This window comes from Pseudomonas sp. 478 (assembly GCF_003254125.1).
Lineage (GTDB): Bacteria > Pseudomonadota > Gammaproteobacteria > Pseudomonadales > Pseudomonadaceae > Aquipseudomonas.
Genome location: NZ_QKZG01000008.1, coordinates 22,220 through 41,115 on the forward strand (window position 1 = coordinate 22,220; position 18,896 = coordinate 41,115).

Annotated in this window: 19 protein-coding genes; 7 read left to right on the forward strand and 12 right to left on the reverse strand. The window is 58.5% G+C overall.

The window, feature by feature from the left end; all coding sequences use genetic code 11:
* Positions 1-117: 117 nt before the first annotated feature.
* On the forward strand, positions 118-1,026 hold the full coding sequence (locus DFS28_RS17435) for a DMT family transporter (RefSeq protein WP_111450787.1): 909 nt from the start codon (positions 118-120) through the stop codon (positions 1,024-1,026).
* Between the two features lie 187 nt (positions 1,027-1,213).
* Here the strand turns inward: DFS28_RS17435 and DFS28_RS17440 are convergent, their stop codons facing one another.
* Complete coding sequence (locus DFS28_RS17440) at positions 1,214-2,077, reverse strand: DMT family transporter (protein ID WP_111450788.1); 864 nt, start codon at positions 2,075-2,077, stop codon at positions 1,214-1,216.
* Positions 2,078-2,536: 459 nt separating this feature from the next.
* On the opposite strand from DFS28_RS17440, the gene DFS28_RS17445 reads away from it, so the two are divergent.
* On the forward strand, positions 2,537-3,277 hold the full coding sequence (locus DFS28_RS17445; protein WP_306109819.1) for a hypothetical protein: 741 nt from the start codon (positions 2,537-2,539) through the stop codon (positions 3,275-3,277).
* A gap of 53 nt (positions 3,278-3,330) precedes the next feature.
* On the opposite strand, the gene DFS28_RS17450 is transcribed toward DFS28_RS17445, so the two are convergent.
* Together DFS28_RS17450 and cysK are read right to left on the reverse strand one after the other, a co-directional pair.
* Positions 3,331-4,269: an aspartyl/asparaginyl beta-hydroxylase domain-containing protein gene (locus DFS28_RS17450; RefSeq protein ID WP_111450789.1), complete on the reverse strand. Its 939-nt coding sequence runs from the start codon at positions 4,267-4,269 to the stop codon at positions 3,331-3,333.
* A gap of 212 nt (positions 4,270-4,481) precedes the next feature.
* A complete protein-coding gene (gene cysK / locus DFS28_RS17455; RefSeq protein WP_111450790.1) occupies positions 4,482-5,456 on the reverse strand; it encodes a cysteine synthase A in 975 nt (324 codons plus the stop codon).
* A 126-nt stretch (positions 5,457-5,582) separates the two neighbouring features.
* Here cysK and DFS28_RS17460 point away from each other — a divergent pair, with 126 nt between their 5' ends.
* On the forward strand, positions 5,583-6,659 hold the full coding sequence (locus DFS28_RS17460) for a DUF748 domain-containing protein (RefSeq protein WP_111450791.1): 1,077 nt from the start codon (positions 5,583-5,585) through the stop codon (positions 6,657-6,659).
* On the opposite strand, the gene DFS28_RS17465 is transcribed toward DFS28_RS17460, so the two are convergent.
* Positions 6,656-7,159 carry a DUF2442 domain-containing protein gene (locus DFS28_RS17465; protein WP_111450792.1) on the reverse strand — a complete coding sequence of 168 codons (504 nt, stop codon included), beginning with the start codon at positions 7,157-7,159 and terminating at the stop codon, positions 6,656-6,658. The genes DFS28_RS17460 and DFS28_RS17465 overlap by 4 nt on opposite strands.
* Positions 7,147-7,377, reverse strand: a complete 231-nt coding sequence (locus tag DFS28_RS17470; RefSeq protein WP_165934043.1) for a DUF4160 domain-containing protein — start codon at positions 7,375-7,377, stop codon at positions 7,147-7,149. Before DFS28_RS17470 ends, DFS28_RS17465 begins: the two co-directional genes overlap by 13 nt.
* Positions 7,378-7,579: 202 nt before the next feature.
* Here DFS28_RS17470 and DFS28_RS17475 point away from each other — a divergent pair, with 202 nt between their 5' ends.
* Positions 7,580-8,425: a MoxR family ATPase gene (locus DFS28_RS17475; RefSeq protein WP_008067574.1), complete on the forward strand. Its 846-nt coding sequence runs from the start codon at positions 7,580-7,582 to the stop codon at positions 8,423-8,425.
* Positions 8,426-8,458: 33 nt separating this feature from the next.
* Positions 8,459-9,637: a VWA domain-containing protein gene (locus DFS28_RS17480; RefSeq protein WP_008153157.1), complete on the forward strand. Its 1,179-nt coding sequence runs from the start codon at positions 8,459-8,461 to the stop codon at positions 9,635-9,637.
* A gap of 120 nt (positions 9,638-9,757) precedes the next feature.
* On the opposite strand, the gene DFS28_RS17485 is transcribed toward DFS28_RS17480, so the two are convergent.
* The 4 genes from DFS28_RS17485 to DFS28_RS17500 form a co-directional block, all read right to left on the reverse strand.
* Positions 9,758-10,684 (reverse strand): biotin-dependent carboxyltransferase family protein, encoded by a 927-nt coding sequence (locus DFS28_RS17485; RefSeq protein WP_111450794.1) that lies wholly within the window; start codon positions 10,682-10,684, stop codon positions 9,758-9,760.
* Positions 10,681-11,385, reverse strand: a complete 705-nt coding sequence (locus DFS28_RS17490) for an allophanate hydrolase subunit 1 (RefSeq protein ID WP_111450795.1) — start codon at positions 11,383-11,385, stop codon at positions 10,681-10,683. The genes DFS28_RS17485 and DFS28_RS17490 overlap by 4 nt, the downstream gene beginning before the upstream one ends.
* Positions 11,382-12,134, reverse strand: a complete 753-nt coding sequence (locus DFS28_RS17495) for a 5-oxoprolinase subunit PxpA (RefSeq protein WP_111450796.1) — start codon at positions 12,132-12,134, stop codon at positions 11,382-11,384. Before DFS28_RS17495 ends, DFS28_RS17490 begins: the two co-directional genes overlap by 4 nt.
* Positions 12,135-12,212: 78 nt before the next feature.
* Positions 12,213-13,499, reverse strand: coding sequence for an MFS transporter (locus DFS28_RS17500; protein WP_111450797.1), 1,287 nt, complete (start codon positions 13,497-13,499; stop codon positions 12,213-12,215).
* 148 nt (positions 13,500-13,647) lie between these two features.
* Between DFS28_RS17500 and DFS28_RS17505 the strand changes: the two genes are divergently transcribed.
* Entirely contained in the window at positions 13,648-14,562 is a 915-nt protein-coding gene (locus DFS28_RS17505; RefSeq protein ID WP_111450798.1) for a LysR family transcriptional regulator, read from the forward strand.
* A gap of 162 nt (positions 14,563-14,724) precedes the next feature.
* On the opposite strand, the gene DFS28_RS17510 is transcribed toward DFS28_RS17505, so the two are convergent.
* Genes DFS28_RS17510 through DFS28_RS17520 form a run of 3 tightly spaced genes read right to left on the reverse strand, consistent with a single transcriptional unit; the run spans position 14,725 to position 16,585 of the window.
* Positions 14,725-15,267 (reverse strand): DUF2937 family protein, encoded by a 543-nt coding sequence (locus DFS28_RS17510; RefSeq protein ID WP_111450799.1) that lies wholly within the window; start codon positions 15,265-15,267, stop codon positions 14,725-14,727.
* 12 nt (positions 15,268-15,279) lie between these two features.
* Positions 15,280-16,056 carry a class II glutamine amidotransferase gene (locus DFS28_RS17515; protein WP_111450801.1) on the reverse strand — a complete coding sequence of 259 codons (777 nt, stop codon included), beginning with the start codon at positions 16,054-16,056 and terminating at the stop codon, positions 15,280-15,282.
* Positions 16,057-16,087: 31 nt separating this feature from the next.
* Positions 16,088-16,585, reverse strand: coding sequence for an MFS transporter (locus DFS28_RS17520; RefSeq protein WP_111450802.1), 498 nt, complete (start codon positions 16,583-16,585; stop codon positions 16,088-16,090).
* A gap of 216 nt (positions 16,586-16,801) precedes the next feature.
* Here DFS28_RS17520 and DFS28_RS17530 point away from each other — a divergent pair, with 216 nt between their 5' ends.
* Positions 16,802-18,856 (forward strand): S9 family peptidase, encoded by a 2,055-nt coding sequence (locus DFS28_RS17530; RefSeq protein WP_111450804.1) that lies wholly within the window; start codon positions 16,802-16,804, stop codon positions 18,854-18,856.
* Positions 18,857-18,896 lie beyond the last annotated feature (40 nt).

The window sequence follows — 18,896 nt, forward strand, 5'->3', positions numbered from 1 at the left end:
GGCGGCTGATGCTTATCGTGGGGCCTGAGCTTAGTGGCCCTTTGTTACGCAACGCAACCATTGCCTTGCGTCCGGACTGGCGCGACACTTGCGCGCCCATCAAGGAAGGAACGTGCTGTGAACCCCGTCGATACTCTGCGTTTGTTATCGCTTGCCGCCATTTGGGGCGCGAGCTTTCTGTTCATGCGCATCATCGCCCCGGTAATTGGCACAATCCCCACTGCTTTTTTCCGCGTATCGATTGCCGCTACCGGCCTGCTGGTGATTCTCGGTCTGATGCGCATCAGCTGGGATTTCAAAGGCAAACTCAAAACCGTGATGCTGCTCGGAGTGATCAACTCAGGGATTCCGGCGACCCTCTATTCGGTGGCTGCACAAGTATTGCCGGCCGGTTATTCGGCGATTTTCAACGCCACCACGCCATTGATGGGCGTGCTGATCGGCGGTCTGTTCTTTCATGAAAGGCTCACCGCCGCCAAGCTTGGCGGCGTTTTCCTCGGGCTGCTTGGCGTGGGTATCCTGACCCGAGCCGGTCCGGTGGCGTTCGACATGGAACTGCTGATGGGCGCCCTCGCCTGCCTGCTCGCCACGACCTGCTACGGTTTCGCCGGATTCCTCGCGCGCCGCTGGCTCGATCAGGCCGGAGGTCTCGACAGTCGTCTATCGGCGGTGGGCAGCATGCTGGGCGCGACGTTGTTTCTGTTGCCGCTGTTCGGTTACAGCGTGATCAGCCAGCCACCGGAGAGCTGGGGCGGCTGGAGTGTCTGGTTGTCGCTGCTGGGGTTGGGGCTGGTATGTACGGCGCTTGCGTACATTATTTACTTCCGCCTGCTCAGCTCGGTCGGGCCGGTGAAGTCGATGACCACGACCTTTCTGATTCCGCCGTTCGGGGTGTTGTGGGGGGCATTGTTGCTGGATGAGCCGTTGTCGATGGCGCACCTCTATGGCGGGGTGTTGATTGCGGCGGCGTTGTGGTTGGTGTTGAAGCCTTCGGTAGTGAAGGCTGTTGGGGGGGCGACCAAGTAGAGTTGTGGTGCGGCTGATGACGCCTTCGCGAGCAAGCCCGCTCCCACAGGGATTGCGCTGAACCTGTGGGAGCGGGCTTGCTCGCGAAGGCGATTGTTCAGACGCTACAAAGCTGACTGACTCACCTCACCATCCACCAACCGCCGAATCCCCAGCGGATTGGCGTTCTGCAGCGCCTTGTTTTGTTTCAAGCGTTTTTACGGAATACGAACACCAAACCGATGATGATCAGCAACATGCCCAGCATGCTCAACGCCGCCAGCCGGTTGCCGAAAATCAGGTAGTCCATCACCGCCGTTACCGCTGGCACCAGGTAAAACAGACTGGTGACATTCACCAGGTTGCCCCGGGCAATCAGGCGATACAGCAGCAAGGTCGCCAGCACCGACACGACCAATCCCATCCACAACACCGGTACGATAAAACCGGTGCTGTGTTCGAAATGAAAGGGTTGGAACGGCACGAAGACTCCGCAGAGCAACAGCCCCGCCAGGTACTGCACGGGCAGCGTGCCGAGTGGATTGTCGGTGATGCGCTTCTGCATGATCGAACCGAACGTCATGCTCGCCAGTGCCAGCAAACCGAAGAGCATCCCGGCCAGCGAAATACCGGCCAGACCGATGCCTTGGTAAACCACCATGATCAACCCGGCCAACCCCAGCGTCAGACCAAACATTCTGCTGGCTGATCGCTGACGCTCCATGATCACCACCGTGAGAATGGGCTGCACGCCCATGATCGTCGCCATCACTCCCGGGGTGACTTTCAGGTCCAGGGCCAGCAGATAGAAAATCTGATAAGCCCCCAGCAACACCACACCCGTGGCCATCGCATACACCATCGGCTTGCCGCCCTTGGGCAGCTTCAGCTTGAGCAACGGCACCAGCAGCACCAGACCGAATAGCGCGATGGCAAAGCGAAACAGCAGAAAGGCAAAGGGTGATGCGTGGGCCAGGCCCCATTTGGAGAAGATCGCCCCGCTGCTCCACAGCAGAACGAACAGGCTCGTGGACGCCGCCGCGAGCGCGGTGTTTTTCGAAAGGACAAACATGAATACCACCTGTAGTCAGGCAAAAAGCCAACTCAGCCGAAGCTGAAATTCAGTAGTTTTTTTCAAGCGAGCGCTTTTTCAGACGGGCGTGGGAACAGCAGAAAAAAAGCTGATCAGCCCGAAAAGCCAACGCCTGGCGGTGATACGACTGCGCACACCGGCGAGCTACTGACAGGTGGGGGGTAATGACTGATCTGCGCAGGCTGCTGATTCCCGCACGGCACGACGCCAGCGTTGACCGCTGAATCGACTACCGCGTTGATGAGGGATGCAGGCATTGGGCTGATCTTTTTTGAGGGCCGTGCTCGGGAAAGCAGGCGAGCGCCGACTATAACCAGCCCGCGACATAGATTGCAATGACTTGGTCAAAGGGCCAGTAACGACAGCTGCAGCACCGCAATCTACCTTGGAGAGAAATGCAAACGCCCGCTATGAGGGACAGGGAATGCACGAGATCACATGCCAAGGGAACGGACGCATCTTCGGTATCAGTTGTATCGATCGAGGGCTAGAACGCTTGCTGCTATCAGCGCTGCTCAGTTGCAACATGAACTGGAACTGGCAGGCCCAACGGACATTGATCTATCGCGGGTGCGGTTTGACGCCATCAATGCGCAGGCGCTGGATGCTTGCGAGCGCTGGGAGGATCCACACTTTTTATGGAATGAGGTCATAGGATGGAAAGCAAAGGAGCCTTTGTCTCTGGATATTGCCATCTGGTTCGAAGAGGAATTGTGCGGACTATGCTTCGCGAATCCGAACAACAGTCGGCAACGAATCCGCATCGTGCGATTGGAAGGGCGACCGCGAGAAGCACATCCTTTAAAAAACCGGATTGCGGCCCTCGCTGTTTCGGCCATCGAACATTACGCCGTGATTATCGGTAGTAGATTCATCGAAGTACAGGAACCGCTGGAAGGTGCAATTTCTATTTATAAACGACTCGATTTCTACGAAGACGCTGAAGCGTCGACGTGTCAAAACTGTGGAGAGCCTAGTATCGTGAAAACTGTTCAATTAATGACCGATAACGGAGGAAATATGCACGGAGTCATCAGAAACCCGCACATAAGAAAACGCTCCTCTGCCCAGGAAAACAAACCTGTCAAAGTAGAACTGACGGCCAGTCAGCGGCGCATTTTACAGGTCCTTGCGACGGGTATCGAAGGCGAACCTGACGTGCTCGCCGGGCGACCATAACTTCGGCGAAAAAAAACCGCTCCAATGAGCGGTTTTTCATTTCTTGCACGGAATCACCCAAACAACCAATACCCCAACAACGTAAACACTACCACCGCCAACACCGGTCGCAGCACGCGGTAGGCCTTGGGATTGCGACGCTTCCACTGTTTGATCACACCGCTGAACTTGTCGCTGGAGTTCTTGCTCCATGCGTAAACATGGTTAATCCCGCCAACATGTTCATCATCAAGATTCTGCGGTGCAGTGGCGCGACCCAAAAAACCACTGACCCAGCGGTTGAGGCGGGTCATCAGGCGGTTGCTCAGCGGTCGTTCGATGTCGCAAAAGAGGATGACCCGAGTCTTGTCGGTTTCATTCTTGACCCAATGCACGTAGGTTTCGTCGAACATCACGTCTTCGCCATCACGCCAGGCGTAGACCTGACCGTCAACGAAGATCCGGCAATCGTCGGAGTTCGGCGTCGACAGCCCTAAGTGATAACGCAGGGAACCGCCGAACGGATCACGGTGCGGGTTGAGGTGGCTGCCGCCTGGCAGCAACGCGAACATGGCGCCTTTGACGTTGGGAATGCTACTGACCAATGCCACGGTTTTCGGGCACAGGGCTTCGGCCGATGGCAGTGGTTTGTCGTACCACTTGAGGTAAAAGCGCTTCCAGCCTTTCTTGAAGAACGAACCGAAGCCAGCGTCGTTGTTCTTTTCGGCGGCGCGAATGTAACCCTCGTCGAACAAATGCATCGCTTCGTCGCGGATGACTTCCCAGTTGTCTTTGAGCACATCCAGTTCCGGGAACTTGCTGCGGTCAAGATAGGGTTTGGACGGTACGCTGGAGAACAGGTACATCAAGGCGTTATAGGGCGCGAACAACGCTGAATGGTTGACGAACTGACGCAAGACCGGCAAACGCGCCTTGCCGCGCAAATGCACATAGAGAGTGCTGCCGAAGAACAGCAACAACAGCGACGCCTTTGCGGCAAGGGAAACGGTCATCAACAACTCCTTGATAGTAGACAACTTTGCATAACGCCATTTACCCGACGTGGCAGCCCGTCATGATAAACATTACCGGCCTCGGGAAACACCCGTGTATCCCAACATTCAGTGTTAAGGATTACGCAATAAAGCACTTCTTAACATAAGGCTCCTGAACGGGGGCTGACCTGAATCAACCCCCTCCGACTGGATCAAAAAAACCGCAACGCCTATTGCTGATTCTCCTGCTCGGTAAACAGATCACTGAACAGCATGCTCGACAGGTAGCGTTCACCGGAGTCCGGTAGGATCACCACGATGGTCTTGCCCTGCATTTCCGGGGTTTCCGCCAGGCGAACGGCCACCGCCATGGCGGCGCCGCAGGAAATGCCGCTCAAAATCCCTTCTTCCTGCATCAGGCGCAGGGCCATGGCCTTGGATTCTTCATCGCTGACCAACTCGACCCGATCGACCATCGACAGATCAAGATTCTTCGGCACAAAACCGGCACCAATACCCTGGATCTTGTGAGGGCTCGGCTTGATTTCTTCACCGGCCATTGCCTGGGTGATAACTGGCGACGCCGCTGGCTCCACCGCCACCGAAATAATCGGTTTGCCCTGGGTATTCTTGATATACCGCGAAACCCCGGTAATGGTTCCACCCGTTCCGACGCCTGCCACCAGTACGTCGACTGCACCGTCCGTGTCGTTCCAGATTTCCGGACCGGTTGTTTTTTCGTGGATGGCCGGGTTGGCCGGGTTTTCAAACTGTGACGGCATGAAGTAGGCCGCCGGGTCGCTGGCGACAATGTCAGCCGCCTTTTCGATCGCTCCTTTCATGCCCTTGGCCGGTTCGGTCAGTACCAGTTCGGCCCCCAAAGCCTTGAGCACTTTGCGTCGCTCGATACTCATGGACGCCGGCATGGTCAGCATCAACTTGTAACCGCGAGCCGCAGCGACGAACGCCAGGCCGATACCGGTGTTGCCTGAGGTCGGTTCGACGATGGTCATGCCAGGCTTGAGTTTGCCGGTGCTTTCGGCGTCCCAGATCATGTTTGCACCGATCCGGCACTTGACCGAGTAACCGGGGTTACGCCCTTCGATCTTGGCCAGGATGGTCACGCCGCGCGGGGCGATACGGTTGATCTGCACCAGCGGTGTATTGCCGATGGAATGGGCGTTGTCAGCGTAGATACGGCTCATGGCTGGGTCCTTATACAGCGTTAAATAAGCTCTCCAAGGTATGCCTGTTGCCCTTGGTCGTCCAGTCAGTCGAACGTCCCGTAACCGCAGCAGTCAATCGCTTTATACCGCCAGAGATTTGCCGCCATGAAGCGTCGATACAGTTGGCCCCTGTGGACCCTCGCCGGCCTCGTTGTGCTGCTGGTTGCCCTGCACATCGCCCTGCCCTACGTGGTGCGCGACTACCTCAACGAAAGATTGGCGAACATGGGTGACTACCGCGGGCAGATTACCGACGTGGACCTGGCCCTGTGGCGCGGCGCCTACAAAATCAATGGACTGAAAATCGTCAAGGTCAATGGCAAGGTCCCCGTGCCTTTCGTCAACGCACCATTGATTGACCTCTCCGTCAGCTGGCACTCGCTCTGGTATGACCACGCGGTGGTGGCCGAGGCGCAGTTCGACAAACCCGAGGTGAACTTCGTCGACGGCGGTGCCAACAAGAAAAACTCCCAGACCGGTGAAGGCACCGACTGGCGGGCACAATTGGAAAAATTGCTGCCGATTACCCTGAACGAAGTGCGGATCAACGACGGGCGGGTCACCTTCCGAAACTTCAATTCAAAACCGCCCGTGAACATGAATGCCACTCAGGTCAATGCCAGCATTTACAACCTGACCAACGTGGTCGATACCAAAGGCAAACGCGACGCTCGCTTCGACGGCAAGGCGCTGCTACTTGGGCACGCACCACTGGAAACCACCGCCACCTTCGACCCTTTTAGCAACTTTGAAGATTTCGAGTTCCGCCTGCGGGCCAAAGACATCGAACTCAAACGCATGAACGACTTCGCTTCGGCCTATGGCAAGTTCGACTTCAATGCCGGTCACGGTGATGTGGTCATTGAAGCCGAGGCTAAAAAAGCTCAATTGACGGGTTACATCAAACCGCTGCTGAAGGACGTCGACGTGTTCAATTGGCAACAGGACGTGGAAAACAAAGACAAAGGGATTTTTCGCTCCATCTGGGAAGCACTCGTCGGGGGTACCGAGAATGTGCTGAAGAACCAGCCGAAAAACCAGTTCGCCACTCGCGTCCAGCTCAGAGGCAGCGTGCATCAACGAGATATCAGCGCATTCGAGGCTTTTTTGCAGATTTTGCGTAATGGTTTCATAGAGGCGTTCAATGCCCAGTACGAACGGCCGAAACCGGATGCCGGCTAAGACTTGCGTGTGACGGTGTAACGACCGGTTTCTTCCGCCGCCCGCGCCGGGTTCGATTGCTGCTGCAAGAAGTCCCAGCCCAGGCAGGCCAGTGCCAGCGATCGCGGAACAGCTTCACGACCACTGCTGTAGCGCGTGATGCTGCGGGCACTGACCCCCAACGCTTCGGCCGCCTGATTGAGCGGCAGCCCGGTGCGCGCGCGCCAGTCGATGAAGATCCGGGTGTTTTCGTCTACTGCATTTTGTGCGAGAGCATCCAGATACAGGGTGTCTGCGCCGATCTGGATGTCCAGCTCGGGCCACTCGACACTCCAGCCTTCATCACCCAGGGTTGCTCTTTCGAAAGCGACCACCTCCAGCAATGGCTGCAATCCAGGGTAGGCGCGCAGGTCTCGACTCAAATCCAGGTTCAGTTGCTGACCGTCGATAAAGGTCAGCATAAGGCGGTGATCCGGCAACGCCTGCACGGCCGACAGCCGTGGTCGCTTCATGGGTAACATTGTTTCCAATCCTCCAGCAATTGCACCTGATGGGCCCTGACCCACGCCAGCGCTTCCTTGATAATCAGCGGCGGCGCCTTGCCCACCATCACTTCGACGGTTTCCAGGCTGAGCATCACGTCCAGCCCGCCACCGGTCAGGTGAACATGGGGCGGCGGGTGATCCTTCTCGCGTAACTGAATGCGGTACGTATCGCGAAATCGGTATTTAGTAGACATGCCCCGCAAGCTATCGCCAAAATGGCGATAGCTCAATACTGGCCAGCAGCCGAGACTGAGTCAAGATGTGACGCCCCATTCAGAGACTGAATAAGCCGTCTGCGTTCACAGTCGACCGGGCACCGCGTTATAGTCGGGTACTACAATTATTGCGCCCCGCCCTGCCTCGTTCAGGTCGGCGTTACCGTTCGAGGATTAGCAGATGAAGTTCGAAGGCACCCAGGCCTACGTCGCCACCGATGACCTGAAGCTGGCAGTCAACGCCGCCATCACCCTGGAGCGTCCGCTGCTGGTCAAGGGTGAGCCGGGCACGGGCAAGACCATGCTCGCCGAGCAACTGGCCGAGTCCTTCGGCGCCAAACTGATCACCTGGCACATCAAGTCCACCACCAAGGCGCATCAGGGCCTGTACGAGTACGACGCGGTCAGCCGTCTGCGCGACTCACAACTGGGCACGGAAAAGGTTCACGACGTTCGCAACTACCTGAAAAAAGGCAAGCTCTGGGAAGCCTTCGAATCCGAAGAGCGGGTGATCCTGCTGATCGACGAAATCGACAAGGCCGACATCGAATTCCCGAACGACCTGCTGCAAGAACTCGACAAGATGGAGTTCTACGTTTACGAGATCGACGAGACCATCAAGGCCAAGAAACGCCCGATCATCATCATTACCTCCAACAACGAGAAAGAACTGCCGGACGCCTTCCTGCGCCGCTGCTTCTTCCACTACATCGCCTTTCCAGATCGCATCACGATGCAGAGGATCGTCGATGTGCACTACCCAAACATCAAGAAAGACCTGGTCAGCGAAGCGCTGGACGTTTTCTTCGATGTGCGCAAGGTGCCGGGCCTGAAGAAGAAGCCATCGACCTCCGAACTGGTGGACTGGCTGAAGCTGCTGATGGCCGACAACATCGGCGAAGCGGTGCTTCGCGAGCGCGATCCGACCAAGGCCATTCCGCCACTGGCCGGCGCGTTGGTAAAGAACGAACAAGACGTGCAATTGCTTGAGCGTCTGGCGTTCATGAGCCGTCGCGGCACTCGCTGATCCCTCTGTTTAACAAGATAGAGGGCGATAGCCATGCTGCTTAACCTGTTCAATGAAATGCGCGCAGCCAAGGTACCGGTCTCGGTACGGGAGCTGCTCGACCTGATCAACGCGCTGAAACAGCGCGTGACCTTCGCCGACATGGACGAGTTTTATTACTTGTCCCGGGCGATTCTGGTGAAGGACGAAAAGCATTTCGACAAGTTCGACCGGGCCTTCGGCGCCTATTTCAATGGCCTGGAAAAACTCGACGACCACCTTCAGGCCTTGATCCCGGAAGACTGGTTGCGCAAGGAGTTCGAGCGTTCGCTGACCGACGAAGAGCGGGCGGCGATCCAGTCCCTCGGTGGCCTGGACAAGCTGATCGAAGAGTTCAAGAAACGCCTCGAAGAACAGAAAGAACGCCATGCCGGCGGTAACAAGTGGATCGGCACTGGCGGCACCAGTCCGTTTGGCTCCGGGGGCTTCAACCCGGAAGGCATTCGGGTCGGCGATGCCGGCAAACGCCAGGGCAAAGCGGTCAAGGTCTGGGATCAGCGCGAATACAAGAACCTCGACGATTCGGTCGAACTGGGCACGCGCAACATCAAGGTCGCCCTGCGACGGCTGCGCAAATTCGCGCGCCAGGGTGCGGCGGAAGAGCTGGACATCGATGGCACCATCGACCACACCGCGCGCGATGCCGGGCTGCTGAATATTCAGATGCGTCCGGAGCGGCGCAACACCGTCAAGTTGTTGCTGCTGTTCGACATCGGCGGCTCGATGGACGCCCATGTGAAGATCTGCGAAGAGCTGTTCTCGGCCTGCAAGACCGAGTTCAAGCACTTGGAGTATTTCTACTTCCACAACTTCGTTTATGAATCGGTATGGAAGAACAACATGCGCCGCACGTCCGAGCGCACTTCGACCCAGGATCTGCTGCACAAATACGGCGCTGATTACAAAGTGATCTTCATCGGTGATGCCGCCATGGCCCCATACGAAATCACCCAGGCCGGCGGCAGCGTCGAGCACTGGAACGAAGAAGCGGGTTATGTGTGGATGCAGCGGTTCATGGAGAAGTACAAGAAGGTCATCTGGATCAACCCGTATCCGAAAGATACGTGGGGTTATACGTCTTCGACCAACATCGTGCGGGACTTGATTAACGACCAGATGTATCCGCTGACGTTGCGGGGGTTGGAAGAAGGGATGCGGTTTCTCTCCAAGTAATCTCTGTTGTCTGTCCTGACGCTATCGCGAGCAGGCTCGCTCCCACAGTTGATCTCCAGCGTGCATATTATTTGTGTACGACCAAAATCCAATGTGGGAGCGAGCCTGCTCGCGATGCTTTTAGCGGTTCACAAACCGGCGTAGGTACTCGACCTGCTCCCGATGCGCAACATCCTGCACCACCGGTTTCAACCGCACCTTCGCCCCCGGCAAACACTGCGCCAGTCGCGCCAGCGCCAATGGCGTCAACGCCCCCAATCGCGGATAACCGCCAATGGTCTGCCGATCATTGAGCAGCACAATTGGCTGCCCGTCCGGCGGCACCTGAACCGCGCCCAGCGGGATGCCTTCGGAAATCATCGGCTTACCCTGATACTGCAACGCCGTTCCCAGCAAGCGGATGCCCATCCGGTCGGCACGACTGTCGAGGGTCCAGATGCTGTTGAACGCGTCAAACGAACTCTGTCCACTGAACTCGCCGATCTGGGCGCCGAGCACCAGGTCCAGCGGCGCGTTGAGTTTGAAATCCGGCACCTGTTCGGGCGCCAATTGCCGCAGCAGTAACAGCGAGCTGCCCGAGTAGCTCAACTGCGCATCTTTGGCCAACGCCCGGCCCATACCGTCAAGCCCACCGAGCTCCTCACGGACCACCGTTGCGCTACTGCCCAACACCTTTGGCGCATCAAATCCGCCCGGGGCCGCCAAATATGCCCGGGCGCCAAGCAGCGGCTGAGTGAATTGCAATCGCTGACCTTTGTTCAGCCTGAAACTGCGCCACGGCGCCAACGCCTCGCCATCCACCTGCGCCCCCAAATCCGCCCCGGCCAACGCCAGCACGCAATCCTCTTGGGCCACGACGGTAAACCCGCCGAGGGTGATTTCAATCACCGGTGCATCCAGGCCATTGCCCAGCAACCAATTGGCCCAAGACATCGATCGCCAATCCGCCGCCCCGCCCTGGGTCACGCCCAGATGCCGCACGCCGAAACGGCCAGCGTCTTGCAACAGGCACAGCGGTGTACTCGCTTCTATTGATAGACGGCTCATGCCTGCGCCTCCAACGGCGTGTCATCACCGCCCAGATTGATGAATTCGGCATGGCTGACGGCTTCGAAGCGCACCGTGTCGCCTGGTTGCATCAGGCTGTAGCCGTCGCGTTCACGGTCGAACAATTTGGCCGGGGTGCGGCCGATCAGATTCCAGCCACCGGGGGACACCACCGGATAAGCAGCGGTTTGCCGTTCGGCGATGCCGACACTGCCCGCAGCCACCTTTTTACGCGGAGTGTTCAAACGCGGCGCGGCCAACGCTTCTTCCACCAGCCCCATGAAGGCGAAACCCGGCGCGAAGCCCAAGGCGAACACCTGATATTCACGTGCGCTGTGGCGACGGATCACTTCATCCACGGCCAATCCGCTGCGCTGGGACAACAGGCTCAACTCCGGGCCAACGTTCAAGTCATACCAGACCGGCAACACATGACATTTGCCGCGGGTGCAGGCGTTGGGCGACAGATCGATCAAGGCCTCGGCGATCAGCTCCCGAGCCTGAGCCGGACTCAACGCGGTCAGGTCGTAATGCACCATCAACGTCGTATAGGACGGCACCAGATCGATCAGATGCCCGGCAAATGCAGCACGCAGACTTTCACTGGCGGCGAGCATCCACGGCATGTTGGCTTCGCTGATCTCATCAAACAGACGGACCATCAAACAATCCAGCGCCACCACTTCTACCCGCAGGTTCATGGCGCGCTCTGCTGATCAAGTGCTTCGCGAATACGCCGCACGGCGGCTACCGAACTGGCATTGTCGCCGTGTACGCAAAGGGTGTTGGCCTGCAAATGCAAGGCACTGCCATCGCTGGCCGTGAGATTGCCGCCGCGGGCAATGGTCAGGGCTTGTTCGATGATTGTCTCGGGATCGTGATGCACTGCGCCCGGCAGTTGCCGCGAGACCAGCATTCCCGCGCTGTCGTAAGCGCGATCGGCGAAGGCTTCGAACCACAGGGTCACGCCGTATTCATCGCCCAATCGCTGGGCTGCGCTGTTGTCGCGAGTGGCCATCAACATCAGCGGCAACTCACGATCATAGGACGCCACGGCCTGAAGCACCGCGCGCAATTGCGCCGGGTTGGCCATCATGTCGTTGTACATCGCGCCGTGTGGTTTGACGTAACTTACCCGCGCGCCCTGAGCCCGGCAAATGCCGTCGAGGGCGCCGATCTGGTAATGCACAATGTCCTGAAGTTCCTGGGCGGTGTAGGCCATGGAACGGCGGCCGAAGCCGACCAGATCCTGATACGCAGGATGTGCGCCGATCTGCACGCCGTTGCTCAAGGCCAGGCTTACGGTCTTGCGCATGATGCTCGGGTCGCCGGCGTGGAAACCGCAGGCGATATTGGCGCAATCGATGAAGGGCATGACCTCGGCGTCCAGACCCATGGTCCAGTTGCCGAAACTCTCGCCGATGTCGCAGTTCAATAGCAGGCGGCTCACGGTGAACACTCCTGTAAGTTTTATTCTTTACTATCTGTAAGGCATTTGCCCGCAGATTATCAGTTGCTGTGCATTAAGTTACTGGGCTTCGAGTTGCTTGCCACGGGTTTCCGGCAGGCTCAGGGCCGCAAGAATCACCACCCCGTAGGACACCGCCGCAAAAGCACCGATTCCCACACTCAATGGCACCTTCTGGCTCATCAAACCGATCAACAGCGGGAACAATGCCGCCAGCGCCCGGCCGATGTTGTAGCAAAAGCCCTGACCCGAACCGCGAATCCGCGTTGGAAACAGCTCGGTCAAAAACGCGCCCATGCCACTGAAAATCCCCGAAGCGAAGAAGCCCAGAGGAAAGCCTAGCCAGAGCATCACGCCATTGCTAACCGGCAATTGGGTGTAGAGCAGAACAATGGTGAACGAGCCGACCGCGAACAGAATGAAGTTCTTTTTACGCCCGAGGATGTCAGTCAAATACGCGCTGATGACATAGCCGACGTAGGAACCGATGATCACCATCGCCAGATAGCCACCCGTACCGAGTACGCTCAAACCGCGTTCGTTCTTCAGAAAGGTCGGCAACCAGGAGGTGATCGCGTAGTAGCCGCCCAGAGCACCGGTGGTCAGCACCGACGCGCGAATTGTGGTGAAAAGGATGCCGGGAGCGAAGATCTCGTAGAATTTTGCCGGGTTGCCGGGTTCTTGCTTGGCCTTGGCTTCGCGATAGATTTCCGGGTCCTTGACCAGTCGACGGACGAAGATCACAAAGATCGCCGGCACGATGCCAAGGATGAACAGTGCGCGCCAGGCGTCTTCCGGCGGCAGTACCGAGAACAGCAGCGCATACAAGATCGCCGTCAGCCCCCAACCCAATGCCCAGCCAGATTGCACCATGCCCACCGCTTTGCCGCGGTCCTTGGCGCGAATCACTTCACCCATCAGCACCGCGCCGGCGGTCCATTCGCCGCCGAAACCGAAGCCCATCAGCGTGCGGCTGATCAGCAGTTGCTCGTAGTTCTGGGCGAAGCCGCAGAGGAAGGTGAAGAAGGCGAACCACAGCACGGTGAGTTGCAAGGTGCGTACGCGACCGATGCGGTCGGAGAGAATCCCCGCCACCCAACCGCCGATGGCCGAGGCGATCAAGGTGCTGGTGTGAATCAACCCGGCCTCGCCGGTGGTGATGCCCCACATCGCAATCAGGGTCGGCACCACGAAGCTGAGCATCTGGGTGTCCATGCCGTCCAGGCCATAGCCGATCTTGCAGCTCCAGAAGGTGCGGCGCTCCTGCTTGTTGATGTTGTGGTACCAGTCGAAAGGTCCCGGGCGAACCGTGGCTTTGGGGATGTCGAGCGTGTCGGGCGCACTCATGGCAAATCTCCGCGCTAATTTTTATTGGTATTGTTCTGAGCCCCGACGACGCCTATCGTGGGAACCGGATGACCTGATTTTTGGGCTCCCGGCCCTGCTGCGTCCAACTAATAAAAACCCGCTCTAGACATAAGAAAAATTTGTCCTTATGAACCTGAAGTTTCTCGAGACCTTTGTCTGGGTCGCCCGACTCAAGAGTTTTCGCCTGACGGCAGACAAGCTCTTCACCACCCAGGCGTCGATTTCCAGCCGCATTGCCGTGCTTGAAGGCGAGCTCGGGGTGAAGCTGTTCCTGCGCGATTCACGTGGTGTGAGCCTGACGCCCGAAGGCTTGAAAGTGCTCGAGTACGCCGAGCAAATGATGGACACCATGCAAGCCCTCAAGCAGTCGATCGAAACCCGCTCGAGCAAGGTCGGACGGGTTCGCATTGGTGTGATGGACACGGTCATCCATACCTGGTTGAGCCCGTTGGTGGCGCAAATGATGGATCACTATCCGCTGGTGGAAATCGAGTTGGTGGCCGATACCGCGCTCAACCTCTGCGATCAGCTGCAAAAAGGCTTTCTCGATCTGATCCTGCAAACCGACCTGTTGCGTCAGGAAAGCGTGCGCAGCCTTGAGCTCGCCAGTCACCCGATGGGCTGGATTGTGGCTACGAATTCGATCTACAACCGCGAGTATTCAGGCATTGCCGATCTGGCGCGGGAACGGATCATTACCTATTCGAAAAACTCCCATCCGCATCAGGAGATTCTCGCCCTGATGCAGGCCAACGGCATCCTGACGCCACGGTTGAACTGCGTGAACTCGGTATCGGCGATCACCCGGTTGCTGCGGGACGGTTTCGGTATTGGCGCGCTGCCACCGGTGCTGGTCGCCGAGGAACTGGCGCGGGGGGAGTTGACCTTGCTGGCCATCGATCAACGGCCACCGAACTTGCAGGTGGTGGTGTCGTGGCGGGTTGGCGTGGAGTGGGTCGAAGAAATCGTGGCGTTGTGTCAGCAGGTGCTGGACGGGTATGCGAAGAAGGTGGGTGAGAACTACATCGTCCTAGCCCGCTGAACACCGCCCCCCTGTGGCGAGGGGGTTCACCCCCGTTGGGTCGCGAAGCGGCCCCAAAACCAGACGCCTCGATGTATCAGGTAAACCGCGTGTGCCGGTTTTACGACTGCTGCGCAGCCGAACGGGGGTAAACCCCCTCGCCACAGAGATCGCGTAACCCCCTTACAACCCGCGCACATCCCGATCTTCGATCGGCCGGCTCTGGCGCAGGCGTTTGCCGCCCAGCACCACCCAGTCGATCAGACGGAACAGGCATTCAATGCCGAACGACAACAGCAACGCCCCGCTCATGCCCCAGATCATCGCTTCCGGCGTCAGCAGGATCTGGTAACTGTAGCCGTTCCAGGTTTCCTTGCGAATATCCGGATCAGCTGCCAATGCAACCTGCAGGAAGCGGATGTACCACGGCCCCTGCATGGCCTGGAACTGTTTATCGAGGGCCAGTTGACGGGTCAACAAGGTGCTCAGGCTGTCGGCATCGCTGCGAAAGATCGGGTCTTCGCTGGCGCGGTAATGGGCCACCAATGCCTGCATGTCACCCTTGAAGAACTGATTCGCCGTGCCCTGAAAACCGCTCAGACCGGTCTGCGCCTCAATCAGATGCGCTTCGACGCGCTTGGCATAGTCGTTGATGAATCCCGGCACCTGGACACCGATCAACAGGCCCGCCGCGAACAACACCAGCCGTAGATAACTGAGCAACATGAAGGGAAATCCTTATTCGGTCTTGCCCTGGCTGACGCATTCACCGCGTCGCCAGAGGCTCCATTGGCCCGGTTCGTAGCGGGTCCAGGTTTCGTTTTCGGTCAACGGTTCGGTGGCGATCACCGTGACCACGTCGTTGGGCGTGGTTTCGGCCTGGAAATCGACGATCACATCGACGTCCTTCAAGCGCGCCGGGCCGAAGGGCGCGCGACGGGTGATTTGCGCCAGTTTGGTCGAGCAATAGCAGAACAACCAGTCGCCATCGCTGAGCAGGCAATTGAACACGCCTTTGCTGCGGTATTCAGCGCAGGCGGCCACCAGGTCTGGCAGCAGTTCTTCGACCTCGACCGGTTCCGGGAACGCTGCGCGCACGCGGTTGAGCAAATCGCAGAACGCCGCCTCACTGTCGGTATCGCCGACCGGGCGGTAAAACCGCTTGATCGGTTGAAAGTCCGCGAGTTGGCCGTTGTGGGCGAAACACCAGTTACGGCCCCACAGCTCACGCACAAACGGATGGGTATTGGACAGGCAGACCTTGCCGACGTTGGCCTGGCGGATGTGCCCGATCACCACTTCGCTCTTGATCGGATAGCGCTGCACCAGGTTCGCGACCTCGGACTCACAGCTCGCCGCCGGGTCCTGAAACAGGCGCAGGCCACGGCCCTCGTAAAAAGCGATGCCCCAGCCGTCACGGTGCGGACCGGTGCGGCCGCCGCGCTGCATCAGCCCGGTGAAGCTGAACACGATATCGGTCGGCACATTGGCGCTCATGCCCAATAACTCACACATGCTCGGATTCTCGCTCAAAGGCAGGGGCAGGTTACAGTCGCGGTTCGACCCGCATTCGCTGAGGGTTGCTCGGCACCGGTGGACGACCGTAACGATCATCGCCCGCACCGCCGAAGGGATGATCCTCTTCAGGATCATCGGACCTGGCCGCAGCCTTGGCAGCGGCAGCCTGTTCCTTGCGAGCGTTGGACGCACGTTCGATAGGGAAACGGATCGCCACAAATACCAGGTAAATGCCGAAGGCGATCATGCCGTACATGAACAGGTCGGAAATTGCGCGCCAGGCGTTGTTGCCGACCTTGAACAATAGATCAAGGGCAGTAATGGCGATGGCCGGGGCAACCTTTTCCTTCACCGGATCAATGATGGTCGGGCTGAACAGCAACACAGCAACCAATAGCCGCAGCGGCTCACGCAGCCAGCGCCACATCCAGCGGGTGATACGCATCCACACCAACAGGCAGCCCAAAGCGGCGAAGGCGTAGAGGCCCCAAGCGATCAGATAGTCGTTCTCGGTCATGGTGTCCATGGCAAGGCAGGCAAAGAGGCGCTTATAGTAACGACTTTTCGCACGTCAGGCTTGCTCCAATGCCAGTCTGAAAAACGCACCCCCTGTGGGAGCGGGCTTGCTCGCGAAAGCGATGTGTCAGTCAACAGAGATGTTGAAACTGCTGGCCTCTTCGCGAGCAAGCCCGCTCCCACAAGTTGCGAAGCCCTTATTCTGTACATTGTTCGAGAGTCCTTCATGCCCCTATCCGTCAACGTTTCCGACGCTCCCATCGCCCACAAGGCCGAAGGCGACGACCCGTATGCCTGGCTGCAGGAGCGCGACACCGACGCGGTGCTCGACTACCTGAAAGCGGAAAACCGCTACCAAGAGGCGCAAACCGCCGATCAGGCCGGGTTGCGTGAAACCCTGTTCGAAGAGATCAAGGCCCGGATTCTCGAAACCGACCTGTCCTTGCCCTCCCCTTGGGGTCCGTACCTGTATTACACGCGCACCACGGCCGGTGATGAATATGCCCGCCACTACCGCTGTCCGCGCCCTGCCGATGACAGCCTGCAGCTCGACGAAAGCCAGGAACAACTGCTGCTGGACCCCAATGAACTGGCCAACGGCGGCTTCTTTTCCCTGGGTGCCTTCAGTATCAGCCCGGACCACCAGCGTCTGGCCTACAGCATCGACGCCACGGGTGATGAGATTTTCACGCTGTTCGTGAAGGAATTGTCCAACGGCCGTGTCAGTGAACTGGAATTCCAGGATTGCGACGGCAGCATGACCTGGGCCAATGACAGCCTGACGCTGTTCTTCGGCGAACTGGACGACACCCATCGCCCGCACAAATTGTTCCGCTATCGGCTGGACGGTACGGCAGCCGAAGAAGTGTTCCATGAGCCGGACGGTCGATTCTTCATGCATTGCTACCGCTCCAGTTCCGAGCAGCAATTGCTGCTGTCCCTTGGCAGCAAGACCACCAGCGAAGTCTGGGTGCTCGACGCGTTCCAGCCGCAACAGGCGTTTACCTGCATCGCACCGAGGGTTGAAGACCATGAGTACGACGTCGACCACGGCGCGCTCGACGGTCAATGGACCTGGTTCATTCGCACCAATCGCGACGGCATCAACTTTGCCCTGTACCACGCCGTAGACACCGGAGTGGCGCCGACCGAGGCCGACTGGCAGAACCTGATCCCCCACAGCGACACGGTGATGATCGAAGGCATGAGCCTGAATACCGGCGCCATGACCCTGAGCTTGCGTGAGGGTGGCTTGCCGATCATCGAAGTTCATCCGCAAGACCTGCCGAGCTACCGCGTGCAATTACCGGATGCGGCCTACAGCCTGCACGTGCAGAACAGCCTGGAGTTCGTCAGCGACAGGATCCGCCTGCGCTATGAAGCGCTGAACCGTCCGGCGCAAATCCGCCAACTGATATTGGGCAGCGGCGAGCAGAAAGTCCTCAAGGAAACCCCGGTGCTCGGTCCGTTCGACGCCGATGCCTACGTCAGTCAGCGCCTGTGGGCGACCGCACCTGACGGTACGAAAGTGCCGATCAGCCTCGTCGTCAAACGCGAAGCACTCGGTAAGCCGACGCCGCTTTATCTGTACGGCTATGGCGCTTACGGCGAAAGCCTCGACCCGTGGTTCTCCCATGCCCGCTTGAGTCTGCTGGATCGCGGCGTGGCGTTCGCCATTGCTCACGTGCGTGGTGGCGGTGAACTGGGCGAAGCCTGGTATCGCGCCGGCAAGCAGGAACACAAACACAACACTTTCAGCGACTTCATCGCCTGCGCCGAACACCTGATCGCCAATGGCTTCACGACCTCACAGCAACTGGCGATCAGCGGCGGCAGCGCCGGTGGCCTGCTGATCGGCGCGGTGCTCAATCAGCGGCCGGAGTTGTTTGCTGCTGCGATTGCCGAAGTGCCGTTCGTCGACGTGCTGAACACCATGCTCGACCCGGACCTGCCGTTGACCGTCACCGAATACGACGAGTGGGGCAATCCTGAAGAGCCGGACGTCTATGATCGGATCAAGGCCTACGCCCCGTACGAAAACGTCACCGCACAGGCTTATCCGGCGACCCTGGTGATCGCCGGCTACAACGACAGTCGCGTGCAGTACTGGGAAGCGGCCAAGTGGGTGGCGAAATTACGCGCGACCAAAACCGACGCAAATCCCCTGCTGCTCAAGACCGAATTGGGTGCCGGGCACGGCGGGATGAGCGGTCGTTATCAGGGATTGCGTGACGTAGCACTCGAATACGCATTTGTTTTCAAGGTTTTGGGCATCGCCTGAGGAACTTGGCCCGGCGTGTCGGTCTTAACACCGAACACCG